The 23,360-nt window shown below is 68.4% G+C and carries 16 protein-coding genes; 2 read left to right on the top strand and 14 right to left on the bottom strand.

The window, feature by feature from the left end; all coding sequences use genetic code 11:
* The coding region (locus B1818_RS16830; protein WP_139363040.1) for an HNH endonuclease at positions 1-531 on the top strand (531 nt) is incomplete at its 5' end.
* A gap of 981 nt (positions 532-1,512) precedes the next feature.
* Here the strand turns inward: B1818_RS16830 and B1818_RS16835 are convergent.
* From B1818_RS16835 to B1818_RS16890, 12 genes are all read right to left on the bottom strand, one after another.
* A complete protein-coding gene (locus tag B1818_RS16835; protein ID WP_078113391.1) occupies positions 1,513-2,256 on the bottom strand; it encodes a sulfite exporter TauE/SafE family protein in 744 nt (247 codons plus the stop codon).
* Positions 2,243-3,817 (bottom strand): bifunctional phosphoribosylaminoimidazolecarboxamide formyltransferase/IMP cyclohydrolase, encoded by a 1,575-nt coding sequence (gene purH, locus B1818_RS16840; RefSeq protein ID WP_058251525.1) that lies wholly within the window; start codon positions 3,815-3,817, stop codon positions 2,243-2,245. The genes B1818_RS16835 and purH overlap by 14 nt, the downstream gene beginning before the upstream one ends.
* Entirely contained in the window at positions 3,814-4,437 is a 624-nt protein-coding gene (purN, locus tag B1818_RS16845; protein ID WP_078113392.1) for a phosphoribosylglycinamide formyltransferase, read from the bottom strand. Before purN ends, purH begins: the two co-directional genes overlap by 4 nt.
* A 77-nt stretch (positions 4,438-4,514) precedes the next feature.
* Entirely contained in the window at positions 4,515-6,140 is a 1,626-nt protein-coding gene (locus tag B1818_RS16850; protein ID WP_176455947.1) for a DUF6350 family protein, read from the bottom strand.
* Positions 6,141-6,282: 142 nt separating this feature from the next.
* Positions 6,283-7,482 carry a DUF5336 domain-containing protein gene (locus B1818_RS16855; RefSeq protein ID WP_058251527.1) on the bottom strand — a complete coding sequence of 400 codons (1,200 nt, stop codon included), beginning with the start codon at positions 7,480-7,482 and terminating at the stop codon, positions 6,283-6,285.
* 172 nt (positions 7,483-7,654) lie between these two features.
* Positions 7,655-9,634: an acetoacetate--CoA ligase gene (locus B1818_RS16860; protein WP_078113394.1), complete on the bottom strand. Its 1,980-nt coding sequence runs from the start codon at positions 9,632-9,634 to the stop codon at positions 7,655-7,657.
* A complete protein-coding gene (locus tag B1818_RS16865) occupies positions 9,631-11,274 on the bottom strand; it encodes an AMP-binding protein (RefSeq protein ID WP_078113395.1) in 1,644 nt (547 codons plus the stop codon). The genes B1818_RS16860 and B1818_RS16865 overlap by 4 nt, the downstream gene beginning before the upstream one ends.
* A 55-nt stretch (positions 11,275-11,329) precedes the next feature.
* On the bottom strand, positions 11,330-12,244 hold the full coding sequence (locus tag B1818_RS16870) for a CoA ester lyase (RefSeq protein WP_078113460.1): 915 nt from the start codon (positions 12,242-12,244) through the stop codon (positions 11,330-11,332).
* Between the two features lie 5 nt (positions 12,245-12,249).
* Complete coding sequence (locus tag B1818_RS16875) at positions 12,250-12,744, bottom strand: MaoC family dehydratase (RefSeq protein WP_078113396.1); 495 nt, start codon at positions 12,742-12,744, stop codon at positions 12,250-12,252.
* On the bottom strand, positions 12,741-13,886 hold the full coding sequence (locus tag B1818_RS16880) for an acyl-CoA dehydrogenase family protein (protein ID WP_058251531.1): 1,146 nt from the start codon (positions 13,884-13,886) through the stop codon (positions 12,741-12,743). Before B1818_RS16880 ends, B1818_RS16875 begins: the two co-directional genes overlap by 4 nt.
* 118 nt (positions 13,887-14,004) lie before the next feature.
* A complete protein-coding gene (locus B1818_RS16885) occupies positions 14,005-16,041 on the bottom strand; it encodes a biotin carboxylase N-terminal domain-containing protein (RefSeq protein WP_078113397.1) in 2,037 nt (678 codons plus the stop codon).
* Positions 16,042-16,085: 44 nt separating this feature from the next.
* Positions 16,086-17,663 carry a carboxyl transferase domain-containing protein gene (locus B1818_RS16890; RefSeq protein ID WP_065631772.1) on the bottom strand — a complete coding sequence of 526 codons (1,578 nt, stop codon included), beginning with the start codon at positions 17,661-17,663 and terminating at the stop codon, positions 16,086-16,088.
* 224 nt (positions 17,664-17,887) lie between these two features.
* On the opposite strand from B1818_RS16890, the gene B1818_RS16895 reads away from it, so the two are divergent.
* A complete protein-coding gene (locus B1818_RS16895) occupies positions 17,888-21,460 on the top strand; it encodes an indolepyruvate ferredoxin oxidoreductase family protein (RefSeq protein WP_078113398.1) in 3,573 nt (1,190 codons plus the stop codon).
* A gap of 277 nt (positions 21,461-21,737) precedes the next feature.
* Here B1818_RS16895 and B1818_RS16900 read toward each other — a convergent pair whose 3' ends face one another.
* Both B1818_RS16900 and B1818_RS16905 read right to left on the bottom strand, forming a co-directional pair.
* Positions 21,738-22,538, bottom strand: a complete 801-nt coding sequence (locus B1818_RS16900; protein ID WP_078113399.1) for an SAM-dependent methyltransferase — start codon at positions 22,536-22,538, stop codon at positions 21,738-21,740.
* The gene (locus tag B1818_RS16905) at positions 22,516-23,184 is read right to left on the bottom strand and encodes a DUF5336 domain-containing protein (protein ID WP_078113400.1); all 669 of its coding nucleotides are present in this window, start codon (positions 23,182-23,184) and stop codon (positions 22,516-22,518) included. The genes B1818_RS16900 and B1818_RS16905 overlap by 23 nt, the downstream gene beginning before the upstream one ends.
* Positions 23,185-23,360: the final 176 nt, after the last annotated feature.

The raw sequence follows: 23,360 nt of genomic DNA on the forward strand, positions 1-23,360 counted from the left end.
GAGTTGATCCTCGACCAAGCAGCGATCGGCGCGACCATCGACACCGTCGGAAGCCCACGCACGCAACTGATGCTGACCATCCCCGCCACCGGAGAACTCGCAACGCTGCCGTGGACCGGGACGGTCAGCCATGCCACCGCGAAACTAGCGTCGTGCGACGGCTCGCTGACCGAGATCACCCTCGACAGTGAGGGCGTACCGCTGCAGATGGGTCACACCCGTCGGTTGTATCCGGCACACCTCCGCAAAGCAATCATCGTGCGCGACGCCTGCTGCATCAAATGCGGTGCACCACCGTCACATACCCAGGTCCACCACATCAAGTCGTGGGCCGACGGTGGACCCACCGACCTCGACAACGGCTGTTTGCTGTGTCAGCGCTGCCATACGCAGGTCCACCACCACGGCTGGGACATCGTGATGGGTTTCGACCGCCATCCCTGGCTCGTCCCACCCGCCAGTATTGACCCGCAACGCCGACCACTACCCGCCTACAACCGACGCACCATGCGACTCGACGACGCCGCCTGACCGCTGCCGCCACAGACCACCAGACGTTCGCGTAGCAGCCTCGCTCCCGGCGCCCGCCCGGGACCGCATCCGTCCCTTGACAACTCCACAGCGACACTGCAGTCGGCTCCGTTCCCGGTCGGATCGTGGACCGGGAACGGGGCCGTACTGTGAAACCCTCGCCGCTACCCCGCCCTTGCACCTGGACCACATGCGGGCTGACGGCCGCCGTGAACTGCCAAATGGGCTGCCGCCCCGTCAGTGGGCCGCGATACTTCCGACTGCGGCAAATCGATGTCCGGTAGCGCACCCTGTTGGGCAGCTTCACCTGCAGGCCGAAGTTGCTCTTAGACAACTGCGCCCAATGGAAAGACCGGCATCGCTGTATGCCCGTGCCCCCGACATTGAAGCGCTCCTTCGGCCGAACGTGCGCTACTGACAACATACGCAACCGATCCGAGGAAGCGTGGCTGCCCCACCCCCGGCCGCAAGGCTCAACCGAGGAGCGCAGTCGACCTCGACCGGCGGGACTGTCTCGCATACCTGCCCCGACTTGTGACCGACAGACTTCAACTCGACTCCCAGACCTCGATCGAAGTCTGCCGGTCGAGTTGAAGCTTGCCGGTCGCCGGACCCTTCGTGGCTCGTCGCTGCGCTCCTCGCACCTCAGGGAGCAGGGGCTGACGCGCCCTCCGCAAGCTCCGGACGCACCTCAGGGAGCAGGGGCTGACGCGCCCTCCGCAAGCTCCGGACGCACCTCAGGGAGCAGGGGCTGACGCGCCCTCCGCAAGCTCCGGACGCACCTCAGGGAGCAGGGGCTGACGCGCCCTCCGCAAGCTCCGGACGCACCTCAGGGAGCAGGGGCTGACGCGCCCTCCGCAAGCTCCGGACGCACCTCAGGGAGCAGGGGCTGACGCGCCCTCCGCAAGCTCCGGACGCTCCTCAGGGAGCAGGGGCTGCCGCGGGCACACCGACGACAACCGCCTGCTCATCACGCCGACGTCAGCTGACCGCGAGCCACGCCGCGAGTCCGAGCCCGCACACCCCGACCACGATCCGGAGCGGCCCGGGCGGCAGCCGTTTCACGACAGGCGGGCCGCACCACCCGCCGGCAAGACAGCCGACGGCCATGGCGAGCGCCGCCCACCAGTCGACGGGACCCCAGATCATGAAACCGATGGCGGCGACGGTGTTGGCGATGCCGAGGAACAACGACTTGGACAACGCTGCGCGCCACAGTGGTTCGCTGGTCACCACGAGCATCAGCGCGAGAATCATGATGCCGGCGCCCGCCCCGAAGTACCCGCCGTACACCGAGATCAGCGTCAGGCCCAGGATGAACACCCAGGGACGCTCGACGTGCGAGGTGGCCCACCGCCGCAGAACCGGTTGCGCCAGCAGGGCGATCGCGGCGATCGCCACCAGGAACGGCACGACGGTCTCGAACGCCTCGGCCGGCGTCGACAGCAACAGCACCGCCCCGACCGTGCCGCCGATGAGCGAGGCGATCGCGCCGATGATCAGCCGCCTGCGGTCACCGTCGAGGAGGGAGCGTCCCGACTGTGCGGTACTGCCCACCCCGACGGCGACCAGCGCGACCGTGTTCGTGACATTGGCCGCGATCGGACTGAGTCCGACCGCGAGCAGTGCGGGATAGCTGACGATCGACGCCAGCCCGGTGATGTAGCCGATCAGGCCGGCGCCGAAACCGGCGACGACCAGTAGAGCGAGATCAGTGAGCGAAATGACGCGCCCCGGTGAGGTAGAGCGTCACGCCCGCCTCGTCGGCCGCCTCGATCACCTCGTTGTCTCGAATCGAACCGCCCGGCTGCGCAACGGCTTTCACCCCGGCCGACAGCAGCACCTGCAGTCCGTCCGGGAAGGGGAAGAACGCGTCCGACGCCCCGACACTCCCCGCTGCCCGGTCGCCGGCGCGTTGCACGGCCAGGTGCGCGGAGTCGACGCGATTGACCTGGCCCATGCCGACGCCGACCGACGCACCGTCGGACGCCAGCAGGATGGCGTTGGACTTGACCGAACGGCACGCACGCCAGGCGAACTCGAGGTCGGCAAGGGTCTGGTTGTCGGCCGGCGGACCCGCCACGAGGTTCCAGTTGGCCGGATTGTCGCCGTCGGCGTCGAGGACGTCGCGCTGCTGCATCAGCAGTCCGCCCGACACCGGCTTCGTCTCGATCCCGGTCGCCGCCGGCGGGGTGGCCACCAGGACGCGGATGTTCTTCTTACGGGTCAGCACCGAGAGCGCACCGTCGGCGAAGCCGGGCGCGACGATCACCTCGGTGAAGATCTCGGCGACCTGCTCGGCCATCGCCACGGTGATCTCACGATTCGCCGCGATCACGCCGCCGTAGGCGCTGACCGGATCGCACGCGTGCGCCTTGCGATGCGCCTCCGCGATGTCGGCGCCGATGGCGATGCCACACGGGTTGGCGTGCTTGATGATCGCGACCGCCGGGGCATCGAAGTCGTAGGCGGCGCGCCACGCGGCATCGGCGTCGGTGTAGTTGTTGTAGCTCATCTCCTTGCCGTGGAGTTGCTCGGCGGTCGCAACCCCGCCGGCCCCGGCGTTACCGACATACAGTGCGGCCGGCTGGTGCGGGTTCTCGCCGTAACGCAGCACCGCGGAGCGGGTCCAGGTCGCACCGGCCCACGCCGGGAACTGCGACTCGTCCTCGGGCGCAACCACACTCGACATCCACGACGCGACCGCGACGTCATAGTCCGCGGTGTGCCGGAAAGCCTTTGCCGCAAGCTTCTTCCGGTCGACGAGCGAGAACCCGTCGGCCGTGAGGGCCTCGGTCACCAGCGAGTAGTCATCGGGATCGACCACGACGGCGACCGACGGGTGGTTCTTCGCGGCCCCACGCACCATCGACGGGCCGCCGATGTCGATTTGCTCGATGCACTCGTCCGGAGTCGCACCGGACGCCACCGTCTCGGTGAACGGATAGAGATTGACGACGACGAGATCGAATGCGGCGACGCCCAGTTCGTCGAGCTGAGCCACATGATCGGACTTGCGGGTGTCGGCGAGGATGCCCGCGTGCACCTTGGGGTGCAGGGTCTTGACGCGGCCGTCGAGGCACTCGGGGAAGCCCGTCAGCGTGGACACCTCCACGACCGGCACGCCCGCGCCGGCGATGGTCTTCGCGGTGGACCCGGTGGACACGATCTCCACTCCGGCCGCGTGTAGTGCCGTCGCGAGGTCGGCGAGACCGCTCTTGTCGTAGACACTCACCAGCGCGCGCCGAATCGGTCGACGAGAGCTGTCAGAGCTGGGTGCGTTCACGGGATGCGGGCCTTTCGTCCATCGATGACTACTCCTCTGGTGACCAGTGCGGTCACCACGTCGGCGAGCAACACGCGCTCGACCGTCTTGATTCGCTCGTGCAGGCTGTCGGCGGTGTCGTCGTCGACGACGCTGACCACCTGTTGCGCCAGAATCGGGCCGGTGTCCACGCCCTCGTCGACAAGATGGACCGTCGCGCCGGTGACCTTGACGCCGTAGTCGAGCGCCTCGGCGACCCCGTGGGCGCCCGGAAACGCGGGTAGCAGCGCTGGATGACTGTTGACGACGCGACCGCCGAACCGGCCGAGAAAAGCCGGGCCGAGGATCTTCATGAAACCGGCGGTCACCACCCACTCCGGCTCGATCGCGGCGACCTCGTCGGTCAGCGCACGATCCCACGTCGCACGGTCGGCGTGGTCGGCGACACGGCAGGTGATGAGCGGGATGTCGTGGCGCTGCGCGACCTCTTGCGCCCGGCACGAGCGGTCGACCACGATCGCCGCGACACGGAACGGGGCATCCTCGTCACCGGCGCGCGCGATCAGCGATTCCAGCAGCGAACCGGTGCCCGACGCCATCACCACCAGCGGGGTGCGACCAGGTGCCGTCGGGGATGCCACGTCGTCGAGACTAATCGCCGCACGTTGGGCCGCCCGCGCCGGGTGGCGCCGCCGGGGCACGCCTGGGAAGCGCGCTGTCAGCGTTGCCGTGAGGCCCCGTGCGAACCGGGATGGAGGTCGTGATCCACGTCGACGGCGAGATCCGCCACGTCGAGATCGTCGTCGTACACGCGGTTCTTCGCCGGCGCGCGCCCGGATGCGGTGTCGAGATCGGAGTCGTCCGGGTCCAACCCGGCGACGTTCTCCGCGTCGTCGTCCGCGAGGTCAGCGTCCCCGAATTCACCGTCGTCGAACTCACCGTCGTCGTAGTCCGAGTCCTGGTACTCGCCGTCCTCGAATTCGCCGTCCTCGACCTCTGAGCACTCGGCGTACTCGGCGTACTCGTCGTCCTCGTCCAGATCGGTGACGATGACGTATTCGTCCTCGTAACCGAGGTCGAGGGGATCCTCGAAGTACTCCTCGCCGACAGCGAGACGTGCCGCTCGGGTCGACGGCAGGAAGGCGTAGACGAGCACGATGAGCAGGCCGACGACCGCGATCCAACCCAGTGTGAAGACCCCGGCCGCCGACACCGTCACGACGACCTCGCCGAACTCCCCCAGCGTTCCACCCGCCGAGACGGTGAGAACGGCGACCACCGAAGCCGCGACCGCCGCGGCGACACCCACCGAACGCACGTGGGCCATGGGATCGAGGTCGCGGCATCGCCAGCCGACGAACGCGGCGACACCGGCCGGCACGAGCAGTCCGACGAATCCCCATACCCCGGCACCCGGCCCGTCGGGAAGGACCGCGAGAACCGGGACGGGCGGGACGGCGTCACCGCGGACCGTGAACAGGTCGACCGTCGTCGCACCGATCTGGACGTCGGAACCCACGAGCACCGCCATCGCGGCGACCATCACGTTCGGGAGGTAGAGCATCGACAGCAGGGTGAGTCCCAGGAACCCGTCGAAGTCGTAACCGGTCTCGATCAGTTCACCGATCTGCCCGTGCCTCATCAACATTCGCAGACACACCAGCACGGCTCCGGCCACCAGTAGCAGCAGCGCCGCCACCAGCCCGTACCGGAAACCGCGACGATCGGCGTGGGTCACGCCCCCGCGGACGGCGAAGTCGCGTCGTCGGCTCCACACGACACCGGCGACCGCCGCACCGCCGTGTACGCCGAGGGTGTAGAGGAACGCGAGCAGCGCGTTGGGCGTCTGCACCGGCAGGACCGACCCGCCGTCCATGACGACCGCCAGGGACATCGCGGTGATGAGAACGGGACCGATCACCGCCGAGAACACGACGGCGCCGAGGTCGAACAGGTCGTGCCGATCGCGTTCGTTCGAGTTCGTGCCACCGGCGACGGCCCGGGCCGTCAGCCAGGCAGTGCCGGCGGCGACCGCAAGCGTCGGCAGCAGCGGCAGCACACCTATGGTGACCCCGCTGATCGTGACCGGCACCTGGTGGACGGCCAGCCAGCCCGAGGCGATCGCACTCGGCAGTCCGGTCAGGCCGCTGCCGGCCAGCAGCAGCACCGAGAGCATCACGACGATCAGCGTCACCAGCGCTATCGCGGGAACGGTGAACGCGACAACCGCGAGCTGCCGGGCCGAGCCCTCGGCCGCCGTGCGCTGCGCACGACGTGATCGCCGCAGGTTACGCAGCTGCGACGCCAGATTGTCCGTGGTCGGGTCCGACTTGAGGGAGGGCATCGTCATGAGCCTGACACGGTCCCGGCCGAGGCCGTCGTAGACGCGCCGAGCGGGCTGCGAAAGGGAGTCAGCTCACCGCTGGACCGTCCGCACAACGACAGTGCCCCGTCGACCGATGGTCGACGGGGCACTGTGGGTTCTGTCAGTTGCCGCTGCCGGTGGGCGGTTCCGGCTTCTGGAAGACCGTGGTGGAGTGGTCTCCGGCCGGGGTGTCGGTGCCCGAGGGGCTGGCGGATCCACTGGGCGCGGCCGGGGATGCGCCCGAGGCGCCGGCCGCGTACTGGCCGGGACGGTAGTCCCCGTAGCCCGACTCGCCGTGACCGGAGGCCGATGCCGACGATTCGCTCGCACCGCCGGAGTAACCGCTCTGACCGGCGGTCGACGCGCCCGACGACTGCGAGTAGGCCGACGGGTCGTAGTTCGCCGACGACTGCTGGCCGTACTGAGCCTGCGCGCTGCCGGTGCCGTAGGCGGTGGTCTGCGCCTCACCGTAGCCACCGGTCTGCTGGTGAGCGCCGGTGTCGGACTGCGCGGCCGACGAGCCGGGGGCTACCGCGGCGGTCGCCGAGCCCACCGCGGGCGCCACCTTGATGACGCCGGCGTCGACGAGCAACCACACGACTGCGAGAACCGCGGACAGGAGGGTGAAGATCAGCAGCACGATCGCCCCGGCACCGTTGTCGTCGATGTTGAGGAACTGGAACAGCGTGATCAGGAACGAGGTGATCGCCAGCGACGCCACGATCGGCGCCGCAGGCACCTTGATGCCCGGGATCAGCGAGATGAGCGCCAGGATTCCGGCAACGCTGATCAGCGTGTACGGCGCGTTGTACTGGGTCTGGAACAGCTTGAGCGCGAAGTCATAGGTCTCGGCGGCGGACAGGAACCCGCTGAAGAGGACGATGAGGCCGAAGGCGCCGATCGCGGCGGCGAGGAGAACCGGGGTGATGGCCGGCAGTCCCTGACTCGGCGTCTTGGTCGGCTGCGGGGAGTATCCGTACTGGCCGTAGCCCTGCTGGCCCTGCTGGTCCTGGCCGTATCCGGGTTGGCCGTACCCCTGCTGGCCGTATCCCTGCTGGCCATATCCCGGCGCGGGGCTCTGGCCGTAACCCGGCTGCCCCTGGCCGTAGGACTGTCCGCTCTGACCGTACTGCTGGCCCCCGTACTGCTGACCCCCGTACTGCTGGGCCTGACCGTACTGATCGGAACCGGGCGCGGGGCTCGCCTGCGGACCCGTGTTGTGCGCGCCGGACTGGGGATATCCGGATTGATTGCCGTACTGGCCGTAGGACTGGCCGGACTCGGGCTGCTGCTGCCCGTAGCCGCCGGGTGGGTAGGTCATGACGATCTCCTGGTCGGGTCGGTCGGTCAGGATCAGCGGGTCGCGTCGAGGTGACGGCGTCCGGCCGTCGCCCCCCCACGAGCGCAGAACTGTCGACCACGCTAGTACACATACCAGCCGGGTCCCATGACCCTTGCACATCGGGGTCGCCCCGCCGGGCCACGAATCCCGCTCACCAGCGATGCGCGCGCCCTTGCTCGGCGTACCAGTTGATCAGCGCGTAGTCGTCGACCGCCTTGGGGTCGATGTTGACCTCGGAACGGCCCGCCAGAATCGCGGTGACCGGAACCTCGAGCTTCTTTCCGGTCCGGGTGTGCGGAATCCCGGGGGCCTCGATGACCTCTTCGGGCACATGGCGTTTGGAGAGGCGGTCGCGGACCGCGCCCGCGATCCGGCCGATCAGCGCGTCGTCGAGCGTCGCGCCGGGGACCAGGGTGACGAACAGCGGCATCCAGTAGGCGCCGTCCGGTCCGTCGACACCGAGCACGAAGGCCTCGGCGATCTCGTCGAGCGCTTCGACGACCTCGTAGATGTCGGCCGATCCCATCCGGATCCCGTGGCGGTTCAACGTCGCGTCGCTGCGGCCGTGGATCACGAGCGACCCACGTTCGGTCACCGTCACCCAGTCGCCGTGCCGCCAGACCGGTTTCTCGGGATTCGACGCACCGCCCTCCCATTCGTGGGCGAAATAAGCCGCGCGGTAGCGCGCACCGTCGGGATCGTCCCAGAAGCTCACGGGCATCGACGGCATCGGCGCGGTGACGACGAGTTCACCCACCTCCCCCACCAGCGGGCGGGCGTCGGGCGACCAACTCTCCAGTGCCACACCGAGGTAGCGCACCGACAGCTCCCCCGGGACGACCGGTACACCGGTGGAGCCGCCGGCGAACGCGGACACGATGTCGGTGCCGCCGCTGATCGACGAGATGGGCAGTCCGGCCCCGACGTGGTCGTCGACCCAGGTGAAAAGATCTGCGGCGAGCGATGATCCGGTACTCCCGAGAGTGCGCAACCGACCGAGGTCGTGCCGGCGGCCCGGTTCCAGACCCGCCTTCCGCGAGGCCTGCAGCTGACCGGGACTCGTGCCGAAGTAGGTGACGTGCTCGTCGTCGACGACCTGCCACAGGCGGTCGGCGTCGGGGTACAGGGGCGAACCGCTGTAACAGACGATCCGCGAACCGCAGAGAAGTCCGGCGACCTGATAGTTCCACATCATCCAGCTGAGCGCGGTCTGCCAGAAGAACACGTCGTCTGCGGACAGATCGCCGTGCAGGGCACCGGCTTTCAGGTGCTCCAGCAGGACTCCCCCGTGTCCGTGCACGATGCCTTTGGGGCGTCCGGTGGTGCCGGAACTGAACAGCACCCAGAGCGGATGATCGAAGGGCACCTTGACGGGGTGGAAGTCGCCGGGGTCGCTGGTGACGGCGTCGGCATAGTCGAGGGCCGACGAAGACTCCTCGGTCGCGCCGATCGTGATGTGCGCGACCAGGTCCGGCAGTAGCCCGGCGAGCTCGGCGCTGTCGGCGCGCTTGTCGACGACCTTGCCGTTGTAGCGATATCGGGCGGCGGTGAACAGGACCTTGGGTGCGAGTTGGCCGAGTCGGCCGGCTGCCCCCTGCGGGGCATAGTCCTGTCCACATCCGGACCAGATCGCGCCCAGGGATGCGGTGGCCAGGAAGGCAATGACGGCCTCGGGGATGTCGGGGAGGTAGGCGGCCACCACGTCCCCCGACCCCACTCCGCGCGCACGCAGGGCCGCGGCCAGGCCCGCGACCTGCGCCGGCAGTTCCGCCCACGCGATCTCGGAACGGTCACCGGCCTCGTCGATGCCCACGATCGCGGCACCGGGCAGGGCGGCGTGCCGGAGGATCTGATCGACGTAGTTCAACCGCATCCCGGGGAACCAGACCGCACCGGGCATCCGGTCGTCGGCGAGCACCGCCTCGTCCCCGGGGCCGAGCGGCTCCGCGGCGAGGGCGTCGAGGTCGAAGAATTCCCAGACGGCACGCCAGAACCGGGCCGGATGTTCCACCGACCACGACCACAGGTCGTCGTAATCGCCTGTGCCGGACCCGAATCGCTCGGCGACTAAGCGACCGAACCGGTCCATCTGGGTGCTCGTGACCCGCTCCGCAGTCCTCGACGTGCTCATCGCAACTGCTCGAGGATCGAGACCGCCTCGTCGCGCATCGCCACCTTGCGGACCTTGCCGGTGACGGTCATCGGGAACTCCTCGACCACATGGACGTACCGCGGGATCTTGTGTCGCGCGATCTTGCCGGTCGCGAACTCGCGCAGGTCGTCGGCGGTGAATTCGGTTGCGGTGTCGCGCAACCGGACCCAGGCCATCAGCTCCTCGCCGTATTTCACGTCGGGCACCCCGATCACCTGGGCGTCGAGAATGTCGGGATGGGTGTAGAGGAACTCCTCGATCTCGCGCGGGTAGATGTTCTCCCCGCCGCGGATCACCATGTCCTTGATGCGCCCGGTGATCCGGACATAACCGTTCTCGTCCATGTCGGCGAGGTCGCCGGTGTGCATCCAGCCGTCGGCGTCGATGGCCTCGGCCGTCTTCTCCGGGTCGTTCCAGTATCCGGTCATCACCGAGTAACCGCGCGTACACAACTCGCCCGTCTCGCCGCGCGCCGAGGTCTCCCCGGTTCCGGGATCGACGACCTTGATCTCCAGGTGCGGGCCGACCCGCCCGACGGTGGTCACACGCAACTCGAGGGGATCGTCGACCCGCGTCTGCGTCGACACCGGCGACGTCTCGGTCATGCCGTAACAGATCGACACCTCACGCATGTGCATGCGGTCGACGACCTGCCGCATGACGTACTCGGGGCACGGCGACCCCGCCATGATGCCGGTGCGCAGGCTCGACAGGTCGATGTCGAGCCCGTCGTCGAGCAGGCCGAGTTCGGCGATGAACATGGTGGGCACGCCGTAGAGGCTGGTGCAGCGGTACTCCGCGACCGCCTCGAGGGTGGCCCGCGGGTCGAAGGCCGGCGCCGGAATCACCATCGCCGCACCGTGACTCGTCGCCGCGAGGTTACCCATCACCATGCCGAAGCAGTGGTAGAAGGGCACGGGTAGGCAGATCCGGTCGTCGGCGGTGTAGTTCAGCAGTTCGCCGACGAGGTACCCGTTGTTCCCGATGTTCCGGTGCGACAGCGTCGCACCCTTCGGGAAACCCGTTGTACCCGAGGTGTACTGGATGTTGATCGGGTCGTCGGGTGAGAGCGACGCAGCGATCTCGTCGACGCGTGTGAGCTCGTCGGCGCTCGGCTCGACACACAGCGCATCCCAGCCAGGGGATTCGAACAGGACCACTTCGCGCAGCTCCGGGCACTGTGGCCGGGCCTGTTCGAGCATCGTCGAATAGGCCGAGTCCTTGAAGCTCTCGGCGGCCAGGACGACGCTCGTCCCGGACTGCTGCAGCGCGTACTCGATCTCGTTCTGCCGGTACGCGGGATTGAGATTGACCAGCACGGCGCCGATCTCGGCCGCGGCGTACTGGGTCAACACCCATTCGAACCGGTTCGGCGACCACAGCCCGACGCGGTCGCCGACCGACACGCCGAGTCGTAGCAGTCCGGCCGCGAGCGCGCGTACGTCACGGTGGAACTCGGTGTATCGCCATTCCCGCCTTGCGGCGGCGTCGATCAACGCGGTTCGCTCGCCGTGGTCCGCGACGGTTCGGGCCAGGGTGGCTCCGATGGTCTCGGTGAGCAGTGCCGGTGTCTCCTCACCGCGCGTGTGTGCAGGCTTCGGGTGAGCCTCGGTGCTCATGTTCTTGCTCCGGTCTGTTCTCGGGGGGTGGATGCCCGGATGGTCGGGGGCTTCGTCAGTTCTCGGGGGCGGGATCGGTACGCGTACCGCTCACACGGGACAGGACGACCTCCGCCTGGCGCAGGACCGGCCCGTCGATCATCTGACCGTCGAGGCTGAACACCCCGCCCGCGTGTTCGGCCGCACCGTCGAGGACCTTGCGCGCCCACTCGACCGCCTCGTCCGACGGGCGGTAACCGTTCCGGATGTGATCGACCTGGGACGGATGGATGCATGCGGTCGCGGTGTAACCCAGGGCCACCGCGTCGCGGACCTCGGCGACGAGTCCGTCGACGTCGGCGATGTCGAGGTGCACCGAGTCGACGGCGAACTTTCCGTACGCGGCGGCCGCGATGCGGACCATCGACCGGACCCAACTCGCGACGTCCCGGTACTCACCCGGCCGGGGTTCACCCGGACCGAACCGGCTCGACGTGCCGCCGAGGCCCGCGACGAGATCCTCTGCCCCCCACATCAGTCCGATGCAGTTGGAGGTGGCGGCGATGTCGCGGGCGCGGGTCGCGCCGAGCGGCGTCTCGATCAGTGCGATCGTCTGGAACGCGGTGTCCAGGATCGAGGACACGTCCTCGGCCTTGGCCTGCATGACCACCCGGTAGTTCGTCTCCGAGACGGCGGCGAGATCGCGCCGGTAGTCGCCGGTACCGGCCGGGTTGATCCGCACGATGGTGCGGTCCGGATCGATCGGATTGGCGACGAGAGCCTCCCGGGCTGCGGCGCGGTTCGTCGGCGACACCGCGTCCTCGAGGTCGAGGATGACGACATCGGCCCGGTCGAGGGCCTTCTGGTATCGCTCGGGACGGTCCGCCGGGCAGAACAACATCGCCGGCCCGGGCGGCAGCCACGCGTTGGTGAGCTGCCCCGACAACCCGGAACCCGCGACCGGGCCGCCGGGTGAGTCCTCGAAGAACATCGTCGTCACTCCGTCCGTTGCCTGCGCACCAGCGTTGCTCGTGCGGCGCGGGCGACGACCTCGCCGTGCTGGTTGCGTCCGATGTGGGTCAAGTTCACCACGCCCTCACCCGGACGCGACCGCGATTCGCGTTTACCGGTGCACTCGGTCTCCGCGTACAGGGTGTCGCCGGCGAACAACGGCGCCGGGAAGGCGACCTCGCTGAAGCCCAGGTTCGCCACGAGGGTGCCCTGGGTGAGTTGGGAGACCGACAATCCCACGATCGTCGACAGGGTGAACATGGAGTTGATCAGGCGTTGCCCGCCGAAACCCGGCTGTTCGGCCGACCAGGCGGCGTCGAGGTGCAGCGCCTGTGTGTTCATGGTCAGCGTCGTGAACAGCACGTTGTCGGCCTCGGTGACAGTGCGTCCGGGCCGGTGTGCGTAGATCGTGCCCTCCTCGAACTCGCCGAACCACAACCCGCGCTGCACGATTCGACGCCCGCCGGTGGTGTCGCTCATGCGAACCCCAGCTCGCGCGCGATCAGCATGAGCTGCACCTCGGTCGTGCCCTCACCGATCTCGAGGATCTTCGAATCGCGGTAGTGCCGGGCGACGGGATATTCGTTCATGAAGCCGTATCCACCGTGGATCTGCGTGGCCATCCGGGCGTTGTCCATCGCCGCCTCACTGGCGATCATCTTGGCGATCGACGCCTCCTTCTTGAAGGGCTTGCCCGCCAACATCTTCGCCGCCGCGTCGTAGTAGGCGGTCCGCGCGACATGGGCGCGCGCCTCCATCCGGGCGATCGCAAAGGACACCGACTGGTACTCACCGATCGCCTTGCCGAAGGATTGTCGCTCCTTGGCGTACTTCACGCTCTCGTCGACGCACCCCTGGGCGACGCCGGTGGCGAGGGCTGCGATGGCGATCCGCCCCTCGTCGAGGATGGACAGGAAGTTGGCGTATCCGCGGCCGCGGACACCGAGCAGGTTCTCCTTGGGAACGCGCACGTCGGTGAAGGTCAGCGGATGGGTGTCCGAGGCATTCCACCCGACCTTGTTGTACGCCGGCTCGGCGGTGAAACCCGGCGTGCCGGACGGCACGATGATCGTGGAGATCTCCTTCTTGCCGTTCTCCTTCACCCCGGTCACCGCGGTCACCGTCACCAGTGAGGTGATGTCGGTCCCCGAGTTGGTGATGAACTGCTTGCCGCCGTTGATGATCCAGGAGTCACCGTCGTCACGGGCCGTGGTCGCGGTGGCCCCGGCATCCGAACCCGCCCCGGGTTCGGTCAACCCGAAGCCGGCGAGCGCCGTGCCCGCGGTGAGTTCGGGGAGGTACTGCTCTTTCTGCTCCTCGCTGCCGAATCGGTAGATGGGCATGGCGCCCAGACTCACCCCGGCCTCGAGGGTGATGGCGACGGACTGGTCGACCTTGCCGAGTTCCTCCAGCGCGAGTGACAGGGCGAAGTAGTCGCCGCCCATGCCGCCGTACTTCTCGTCGAAGGGAAGCCCGAACAGTCCCATCTTGCCCATCTGGGCGACGACGTCATACGGAAAGCTGTGCTCGGCATCGTGTTTCGCGGCCACCGGCGCCACCACGGTCTGCGCGAAGTCGCGGACCGTCGCGATGAGGTCGGTGTACTCCTGGGTGAGTTCCATGTGAGTGTTCTCCTGGGAAGGTTGTTCGACGGGTGGTTCAGGGCCCTTCGTGGCTCGTCGCTTTCGCTCCTCGCACCTCAGGGATCAGTAAAGGCTCGTCGCTTTCGCTCCTCGCACCTCAGGGATCAAGGGGATCGCCGGCGGTGACGACGGCGAGGATCTGTCCCGCGTCGACCTTGTCCCCCACCTTCACGGAGATGTCGACGGTGCCGTCCACCGGCGCGGTGAGTGCATGTTCCATCTTCATCGCCTCGACGACGACGATCGACTGGCCGGCGGAGACGTCGGCCCCGATCTCGGTGGCGACGGCGACCACGGTGCCCGGCATCGGGCTGGTGATCTCGCCGGCGTGCTCGTCGGCGGCCTCGTCGAGCAGGGGCTTCGCGAGTTCGAGGACCCAGGTGCCCGACGGCCCTCCCACCCACCAGCTCTCTCCGACTCGAACACTCGACCACGACTGCGTCACCCCGTCGACGACCAGGCGGTCCGATCCGCGACCGTCGCCGGGCTGCGCCGGCTGGTAGACCACGTGCCCGGTCCACGGCGCCTCGGCGTCGTCGTCGAAGGTGACGGTGGCGGTTCCCGAGACGGACCATTCGTCGGCGGCATCGACCTGGATGGCCACCGTCGAATGTCGTCCGCCGGCGACGAGGCGGGTGCGGACCGGAGCGGATCGACCGACCCGCCATCCGACCGCCGAGGACCAGACGTCGTCGGCATCGCGAGCGCCGATCCGTGCCAGACCCACGAGCACCTGTGCCTCGGGAATGGGCTCCGGCGCAGCGTAATCGGTGACGAGGCGGTCCAACAGCTCGGTGTCGAGGTCGGCGTCCACGACCGCCTGCTGGCGCAGGACGAAGCGGCAGAAGTCGATGTTGGTGACCACGCCCAGCACGCGTGTGTGGGCCAGTGCCTGATCGAGACGTTCGAGCGCCTCCTCCCGGTCGGCACCGTAGGCGATGATCTTCGCGAGCATCGGGTCGTAGTCACTGCCGACGCGCAATCCGTCGAGCATGGCCGAGTCGACGCGGATGCCGCCACCGGCCGAGGTGTCGGGATGGACGAGATGCTCGATCGTGCCGCCGGTCGGCAGGAAACCGCGGGCCGGGTCCTCGGCGTACACGCGTGCCTCGATCGCGTGGCCGCTGAGGGTGATCGTGTCCTGCGTCAGACCCAGGACTTCTCCGCGGGCGACGCGGATCTGTTGTTCCACGAGGTCGACTCCGGTGACGAGCTCGGTCACCGGGTGCTCGACCTGCAGGCGGGTGTTCATCTCCATGAAGAAGAACTCGTCGGGCCGGTGCGCCGACACGATGAACTCGACCGTGCCCGCCCCGGTGTAGCCGACACTGCGCGCGGCATCGCACGCGGCCTCACCGATGCGAGCACGGGTCTCGGCGTCGAGCAGCGCCGACGGCGCCTCCTCGATCACCTTCTGGTGCCGCCGCTGCAATGAGCACTCACGCTCGCCGAGGTGGATGACGTTCCCGTGCTGATCGGCGAGGACCTGCACCTCGATGTGGCGCGGGGTGTCGACGAAATGCTCGAGGAACAGCGCGTCGTCGCCGAACGCGGCGGCGGCCTCACGGCGGGCCCGCTCCAGCGCGGCCGGCAGCTCCGACGCCTCGGCCACCCGGTGCATGCCCTTTCCACCGCCACCCGCACTGGGCTTGATGAGAACCGGGAACCCGATGTCGGGGGCCGCGGCGATGAGGTCGTCGTCGATCAGGCCGGGGCGCGACAGACCCGGCACCACCGGCACGTCGCGAGCGGTGACGGCGGCCCGGGCCGTGATCTTGTCTCCCATCGTCGCGATCGCCTCCGCGGGCGGCCCGATGAAGACGATGCCCGCCTCCGCCAGAGCGGCCGCGAACTTCTGGTTCTCCGAGAGGAATCCGTAGCCCGGGTGGACGGCGTCGGCACCGGTCTTGCGTGCCGCGTCGACCACTTTTGCGATGTCGAGGTAGCTCTGGGTGGCGGCGGCCGGGCCGATGTGCACCGCGACGTCGGCCTCCCGGACGTGGCGCGCCTGCGCGTCGGCGTCGGAATAGACTGCGATACTGCGGATTCCCATGTGGCGCAGGGTGTCGATCACCCGGCAGGCGATCTCACCACGGTTGGCCACCAGGACACTGCGGATGGGTCTGGTACTCACGGTCGAAGTCCTCGGGGTAGGCGGAGCGGCGTCGGCATCGGCGGTCACATCCGGAAGACGCCGTAGCGCGGATCGGCGAGCGGTGCGTAGCGGGCGGTCTCGAGAGCGAGGCCGAGTAGTGTCCGGGTCTGCGCGGGGTCGACGATGCCGTCGTCCCACAGCCGGGCCGTCGAGTAGTAGGCATCCGATTGTTGTTCGAACTGTTCGCGGATCGGGGCCTTGAACGCTTCCTCGTCCTCGGTGGACCATTCCGCGCCGGATCGCTCGATCTGGTTGCGTCGCACCGTTCCGAGGGTGTCGGCGGCCTGCGGTCCGCCCATGACCGAGATGCGGGCGTTGGGCCACATCCAGAGGAATCTGGGCGAGTAGGCGCGTCCGCACATCGAGTAGTTGCCCGCGCCGAAGGAGCCGCCGACCATGACGGTGAACTTGGGCACGCGTGCGCACGCCACGGCATTGACCATCTTGGCCCCGTTCTTGGCGATGCCGCCCTGCTCATAGGCCTTGCCGACCATGAAGCCGGTGATGTTCTGCAGGAACAGCAACGGGATGCGACGCTGGTCGCACAGTTCGATGAAATGAGCTCCCTTCAGCGCGGATTCGCTGAACAGGACACCGTTGTTGGCGACGATCCCCACCGGGTGACCGTGCAGGTGCGCGAACGCCGTCACCAGACTGGTGCCGTAGTTCGCCTTGAACTCGTTGTATTCTCCTCCATCGCACAGGATCTCGATGACCGATCGGACGTCGTACGGAGTTCGCGGGTCGGTGGGCACCACGTCGTAGATGTCGGTCTGCGGCCGCACCGGCTCGCGGACCGGGATCGTCTCCCACTGTGGCGCCTCACGGGGCCCGAGCGTCGCGACGATCTCGCGGACCTTGGCGAGCGCCTGCTGGTCGTTGTCGACGAGGTGGTCGGTGACACCGGAGACCGATGAGTGCATCGCACCACCGCCGAGGTCCTCGGCGGAGACATCTTCTCCGGTCGCCGCCTTCACCAGTGGCGGGCCCGCGAGGAAGATGGTGCCCTGATTGCGCACGATCACCGTCTCGTCGCTCATCGCCGGGACATAGGCCCCGCCGGCGGTCGACGACCCGAGCACCGCGGCGATCTGCGGGATGCCGGCGGCGCTCATGGTCGCCTGATTGAAGAAGATCCGTCCGAAGTGATCCCGGTCGGGGAACACCTCGTCCTGCTGGAGCAACATCGCGCCGCCCGAGTCGACGAGGTAGATGCACGGGAGCCGGTTGGCCGCCGCGATCTCCTGCGCACGCAGATGCTTCTTGACCGTGACCGGGTAGTACGTGCCGCCGGAGACCGTGGCGTCGTTGGCGACGATCATGCACTCTCGACCCGCGACGCGCCCCACGCCGGCGATGACCCCGGCGGCGGGCACCTTGCCGCCGTACATCCCGAAGGCCGCGAGCGGGGCCACCTCGATGAACGGCGACCCGACGTCGAGCAGCCCGTCGACCCGGTCCCGCGGGAGCAACTTTCCGCGAGCGACGTGGCGATCACGAGCCTTCGCGCCGCCGCCGGCGGACACCTCTCGCAGGCGTTCGTCGAGCAGGTCGAGATTGCGCTGGTGTGCGGCCCGGAAGCCGTCGAGCGTGCTGGTCACCGTCGACCCTTCAGTTAGTGGCTATTAACTGAAAGTGATCGTACGCGATGAAGTGGCCCATGTCACGCCCCGGTTCATCCACCGCGTCGACATGACCTACGTGACGCGCATCACGTCTTCTCGTACTGTTGTGGCAGGCCCACCACCCCCGGGCCGACACAACCGATGCGCCGACACCCCGGAACCCCGGACCGGCCACCGCACACAGAAGGCCAGGTGACCCCATGACCCTCGCAGACGACCGCGCTCGCTCCGAGCACGTCCCGACCCCCGGCACGCCGCCCGAGACGGCAGCCACCGGGTTCTCGCTCGACGACCGCTACACCCGCGAGTCCGGCGACATCTACCTCACCGGCATCCAGGCCCTGGTACGCATGGTCCGCGACCGCGCTCGCGTCGACCGCCGTTCCGGCCTCCGGACGGCCTCGTTCATCTCCGGCTACGAGGGCTCTCCCCTCGCCGGTTACGATCTCGAACTCGCCCGACGGCACGAGCATCTCGCCCCGTACGACGTCATCCACCGGCCCGGTCTCAACGAAGAGCTCGCCGCGACCTCGGTGATGGGTTCGCAGCTCGCCGCACAGGTCATCGGCGGTGCCGAATTGACGCCGTCCGCGGACGGGCTCCCCCGCGACGGCGTCGTCGGATACTGGTACGGCAAGGCGCCCGGTCTCGATCGCGCGACGGACGCCCTGCGGCACGCGAATCTGATCGGAACCCATTCCACCGGTGGCGCGGTCGCGCTGGTCGGTGACGACCCGGGCGCGAAATCCTCGACGGTCCCGTGCGCATCGGAGATGGCGCTGGCCGACCTCTACATCCCGATCCTCTATCCGGCCGATTCCCAAGACATCTTGGATCTCGGTGTCCATGCGGCGCTCATGAGCCGCACCAGCGGGGTCTGGACCTCGCTCAAGATCTCCGCGCACGTCGCGGACGGCGCGTCGACCGCACGCGTCGACCCGGACCGCATAGTGCCCGTCTACGGCGACCTCGGGACGAGCCCCCACGTGCCCAGCGGGCGCCTACTCGGCGCCCACCTCATGGAACTCGAACAGAATCAGCTGACCACCCGGCTCCCGCGTGCGCAGGAGTACGCACGGCTCAACGGCCTCAACCGGATCGTGGTCTCGAGTCCCGACGACCGCATCGGCATCGTCGCCGCGGGAAAGACCTACCTCGATCTCCGGGAAGCACTGCGTCTGATGCGGATCGACGACGAGGATCTGCGCCGGCTCGGAATCCGCATCCTCAAGCTCGGCATGGTCTACCCGATCGAGCGAGAGATCCTGAATCGCTTCATGTTCGACACCGCCACCGGTGATCTCGACGAGGTCATCGTGGTCGAGGAGAAGCGCGACTTCATCGAGACGATGATGCGCGACATCCTGTTCCGCCACCCGCGGGCCCCGCGCATCGTGGGGAAGGTGCACGAAGACGGATCGACCTTGTTCTCCCGCTTCGGCGAACTCGACGTCGACGCGGTGACCCGAGGACTCGCCGACCGTCTCGCCCGCCACGGGGTCGACGCCGCGCGGATCTGGCTCGACCGCAAAGCCGCTCGCCGCACCCGCATCGAACTCCCGTTGGCGGTGCGCACCCCGTACTTCTGCTCCGGCTGCCCCCACAACAGTTCGACGAAGGTCGCCGAGAACACCCTGGTCGGCGCCGGCATCGGTTGTCACGCGATGGTGTTGCTGATGGATCCCCGGCAGGTCGGCGACATCGCCGGGGTCACCCAGATGGGCGGCGAGGGCGCGCAATGGATCGGCATGGCCCCGTTTGTGTCCGCGGACCACTTCGTGCAGAACATCGGCGACGGAACCTTCTCGCACTCGGGGTCGCTGGCGTTGCGGGCGGCCGTGGCGTCGGGCGCGAACATCACCTACAAGCTGCTCTACAACGGCACCGTCGCGATGACCGGCGGACAGGACCCGGTGGGCGGGATGACCCTGCCGCGGTTGACGTCACTGCTGCTCGACGAAGGTGTCAGCCGGGTCGTGGTCACCTCCGACGACCCGAAACATGTTCGTACGCTGGGACTCCCCGACACCGTCGAGGTCCGCCACCGCGATGACCTGCTCGAGGTACAGACCGAACTCGCGGGCGTCGCGGGCGTCACGGTGCTCGTGCACGATCAGCATTGCGCCGCCGAGAAGCGCCGCAAGCGCAAGCGCGGCGCCATGCCCACCCCCACTCGTCGCGTCGTGATCAACGAACGCATCTGCGAGGGGTGCGGCGACTGCGGCGAGAAGTCGAACTGCCTCTCGGTGCACCCGGTCCAGACCGAGTTCGGACGCAAGACGCGCATCGACCAGAGTTCGTGCAACCTCGACCTCTCCTGTCTCAAGGGCGACTGCCCGTCGTTCGTCACGGTCACCCCGGGCACCGACCGCATCCGCACGCGCGCAGCCGATCTGGCGGACACCGTGTTGCCGATGCCCGCGGTCCCCGCCATCCGCGACACCTTCTCCCTGCGCATCACGGGTATCGGCGGTACCGGCGTGGTGACCGTGTCCCAGGTCCTGGCCACCGCTGCCGTCCTCGACGGCCACTCGGCCCGGACCGTCGACATGACCGGGCTCGCGCAGAAGGGCGGCGCCGTGGTCAGCGACATCAAGGTGGCCCCGTATCCGCTGGAGCAGGCGGCGAAGGTGGCGTCCGAGGACTGCGACCTGTACCTCGTGTGCGATCCGCTGGTCGGCACCGACCCGGTCAACCTCAAGGTCACCGCTCCCGAGAAGACGGTCGCGATCGTCTCGACCACCCAGGTGCCGACCGGGTTGATGGTCATCGACACCTCGGTCGGGTTCCCGGCGGACTCCGCCGTCCACTCCGCGGTCGACTCCCGGGTCGCGCGGACCGTGTACCTCGATTCGGGAGCGGTGTCGACAGCCTTGTTCGGCGACGAGCAGTACGCCAACATGTTGATGGTCGGTGCTGCGTATCAAGCCGGGGCGCTGGCCATCTCGGCGGAATCCATCGAGCGGGCGATCGAGCTCAACGGCGTGGCCGTGGACGCGAACGTCCAGGCGTTCCGGCGCGGCCGGCAGGTCGTGTCCGATCCCGACTCCGTGTCCGGCACCATCGACGGACTGCACGGTCGCGGGGTCGCCGAGATCGAACCGAGCCGCCACGCCCTCGAGGTGGTCAGCGCGCTCGGGGATATCGACGCCGACCTCCGGCGCACCATCGCGATCCGGTACGACGAGCTGACCGCCCACTCCGACGAGAGATACGCGCGAACCTACCTCGACACGGTCGACCGCGTACGACGCGTCGCATCGGACGCCCCGCTCACCGCCGCCGTCGCCCGAAACCTGTACAAGCTGATGGCCTACAAGGACGAGTACGAGGTCGCCCGGCTCACGCAGGATCCGGCGTTCGCCGCGCGCATCGCCGACGAATTCGGCGCCGACGCCGAGGTCGCGGTACGCCTCCACCCACCGACCCTACGGAGTATGGGGATGCGCGAGAAGCTGGCGCTGGGATCGTGGGCCGACACCCCGCTGAGCGCGCTCGCGAAGGCGAAGCGGCTCCGGGGGACCCGACTGGACCCGTTCGGCCGCAGCGAGATCCGACGCACCGAACGCGCGCTGATCGTCGAGTACCGGGAACTCGTCGACGCCGCGCTCGATGCGCTCGCGAGTGGGCGCATCGGCGCGGACCAGGTACCCGCGGTCGTCGACCTCGCGGAACTACCGGACATGGTCCGGGGTTACGAGGGGATCAAGATGGCCAACGTCGCGCGCTACCGGGAAGCGGTCGCACGGCAGCGGGAGGTGCTGGGGATCTGAGGCTGAGCATCGGTCCGTGATTCGAAACACCTGGTTACAACTGCTCCCCAATCCGAAAGAACGACCTGCCCCTGCTCCCTGAGGAGCGCCCGGAGCTTGCGGAGGGCGCGTCACGAAGGGTCTTCACAACCCGGCTCACCATGACCCTTCGTGACGCTCGCAAGCTCGCTCCTCAGGGAGCGGTTAGAAGCGCTTCGCTCACACCTCAGGGAGCAGTTAGAAGCGCTTCGCTCACACCTCTAGGCAGATAGGAGCGCTTCGCTCACACCGGCCGGCCTCAGCGTGCCCGCCGAAGACGCGCCACGGCGGTCTGGCCGTCGTCGCCCGAGACGACCTCGCACTCGTAGTGCGCTCTGGTCGGCGGGGCGACGGCGACCAGGTCGTACTGCGCGGTGTTCATCTCGATCAGCAACTCGCCACCGACGGCGAGCCATCTCCGGGCGTCGGCGATCAAGGCCGTGATGTGGTCGAGGCCGTCCCGGCCGCCGAGCAGCGCGCCGCGCGGTTCGTGATCCCGCGCCTCCGGCGCCAGCAGTCCGAGCGCCGACTCGGGCACGTAGGGAGGTACTGCGGCGATCACGTCCAGGCGGCCGCGTAGTGCTGCCGGCAGCGGGACGAGCCCGGCACCGAGGTGAATCCCGGTCCCGCCCGGCAGGTTTCGGCGCGCGAAGCCGAGGGCGGTGTCGTCAGCATCGACGACATGCAGTTCGACGCCGGGCACCGCGGCCGCAACACTCGCGGCGATGGGTGCGACGCCGCAGAACGCCTCGAGTACGGTCGGCGACCGGCACGCATCTGCTGCGGCGATCGCGGTGCGCGCCAACAACAGGGAACGCTGCCGCGGCACGAAGACGCCCGTGCCCACGGACAACCGCAACTCGCCGAACTGCACCCAGCCCACCAGATGCTCAATCGGCACGCCGGCCACGCGTCGGGCACAGAGCGCGTCGAGTTCGGTTGCGTTGGTGGTGTGTTCGCGAAGCACCGCGGCTTCTTCGTCGGCGAAGACACATCCCGCACGACGCAGGAGGCCGACGATCGGATCGTCGGGGCCGTCATCCCCGGTTGGGCGCGTCATCCTTCTTCAGACCGTACAAGAAGGCCGCCGCGATGAGCAGCGCCACCTGCAGGAATCCCAGGATCAGCCCGACGATCGCACCGGCGCCGAGGTCGAGGAACGGCGGCGTGATCAGTGCCGCGGCGAACAGGGCCAGCCACGCGGCGACTCCGACGACCGCGAGGAACGGCAGCGCCTTGCGATAGCTCGGAACCAGCACGAACGTCGCCGCGATGCCGACGACCCCGAGCAGGATGAAGAACTTGCCGGGGTTCAGGACGATCTCGTAGGAGAAGTACGCGGGAATACCGCCCTGCCCTTCCTCGAAATCCGTTCCCCAGCGGTTGAGTTCCTCCTCGGAGCCGACCCCGACCGAGATCCACCCGAGGAAGCCCATGAAGTACGTGACCACCCCCGCGACCGCGGAGGCCAGCGCGAAGATCACCGACAGGTCCGCACGTGGTCCGCGTGCCGGCTGTCCCCAGCCGGGACCGGGAGGCGGGTACTGCGCGCCGGGGTTCCACTGCTGAGGCGGAAGACTCCCGGTGCCCGGGTGCTGGACGTGGGCCGTCTGATCCTGGTTGTCGGCGAAGCCCCCGGTCTGCGGTGGGCCCTGCGGAACGCCTGACCACTGACCGCCGGGGTGCTGGGGTTCGCCTGGATTCACGATCCGCTCCTCCTCGCTGCTGCGGGACTCGGCCCGCCGCCCTTTCGGACTGTTCTGCGCCCGCCGTCCGGCGCGCGATCATGCGCAAGACTAGGCCCTTCCCGGCCTCGTGAGCACCGGCCGGCGCAGTTTTCATTCGACCGGGTCACCCACCCCGCGCGCCGACGTCGGACACG

The organism is Gordonia sp. IITR100, assembly GCF_002009645.1.
Taxonomy (GTDB): Bacteria; Actinomycetota; Actinomycetes; order Mycobacteriales; family Mycobacteriaceae; genus Gordonia; species Gordonia hongkongensis.

What these genes read in the sequence shown, in the direction of transcription:
- B1818_RS16880 (WP_058251531.1), bottom strand. Translation starts at nt 13,886, where the DNA reads ATGGAACTCACCCAGGAGTACACCGACCTCATCGCGACGGTCCGCGAC.
- B1818_RS16860 (WP_078113394.1), bottom strand. Translation starts at nt 9,634, where the DNA reads ATGAGCACGTCGAGGACTGCGGAGCGGGTCACGAGCACCCAGATGGAC.
- B1818_RS16895 (WP_078113398.1), top strand. Translation starts at nt 17,888, where the DNA reads ATGACCCTCGCAGACGACCGCGCTCGCTCCGAGCACGTCCCGACCCCC.
- B1818_RS16870 (WP_078113460.1), bottom strand. Translation starts at nt 12,244, where the DNA reads ATGTTCTTCGAGGACTCACCCGGCGGCCCGGTCGCGGGTTCCGGGTTG.
- B1818_RS16855 (WP_058251527.1), bottom strand. Translation starts at nt 7,482, where the DNA reads ATGACCTACCCACCCGGCGGCTACGGGCAGCAGCAGCCCGAGTCCGGC.
- B1818_RS16850 (WP_176455947.1), bottom strand. Translation starts at nt 6,140, where the DNA reads ATGCCCTCCCTCAAGTCGGACCCGACCACGGACAATCTGGCGTCGCAG.
- B1818_RS16875 (WP_078113396.1), bottom strand. Translation starts at nt 12,744, where the DNA reads ATGAGCGACACCACCGGCGGGCGTCGAATCGTGCAGCGCGGGTTGTGG.
- B1818_RS16900 (WP_078113399.1), bottom strand. Translation starts at nt 22,538, where the DNA reads ATGACGCGCCCAACCGGGGATGACGGCCCCGACGATCCGATCGTCGGC.
- B1818_RS16865 (WP_078113395.1), bottom strand. Translation starts at nt 11,274, where the DNA reads ATGAGCACCGAGGCTCACCCGAAGCCTGCACACACGCGCGGTGAGGAG.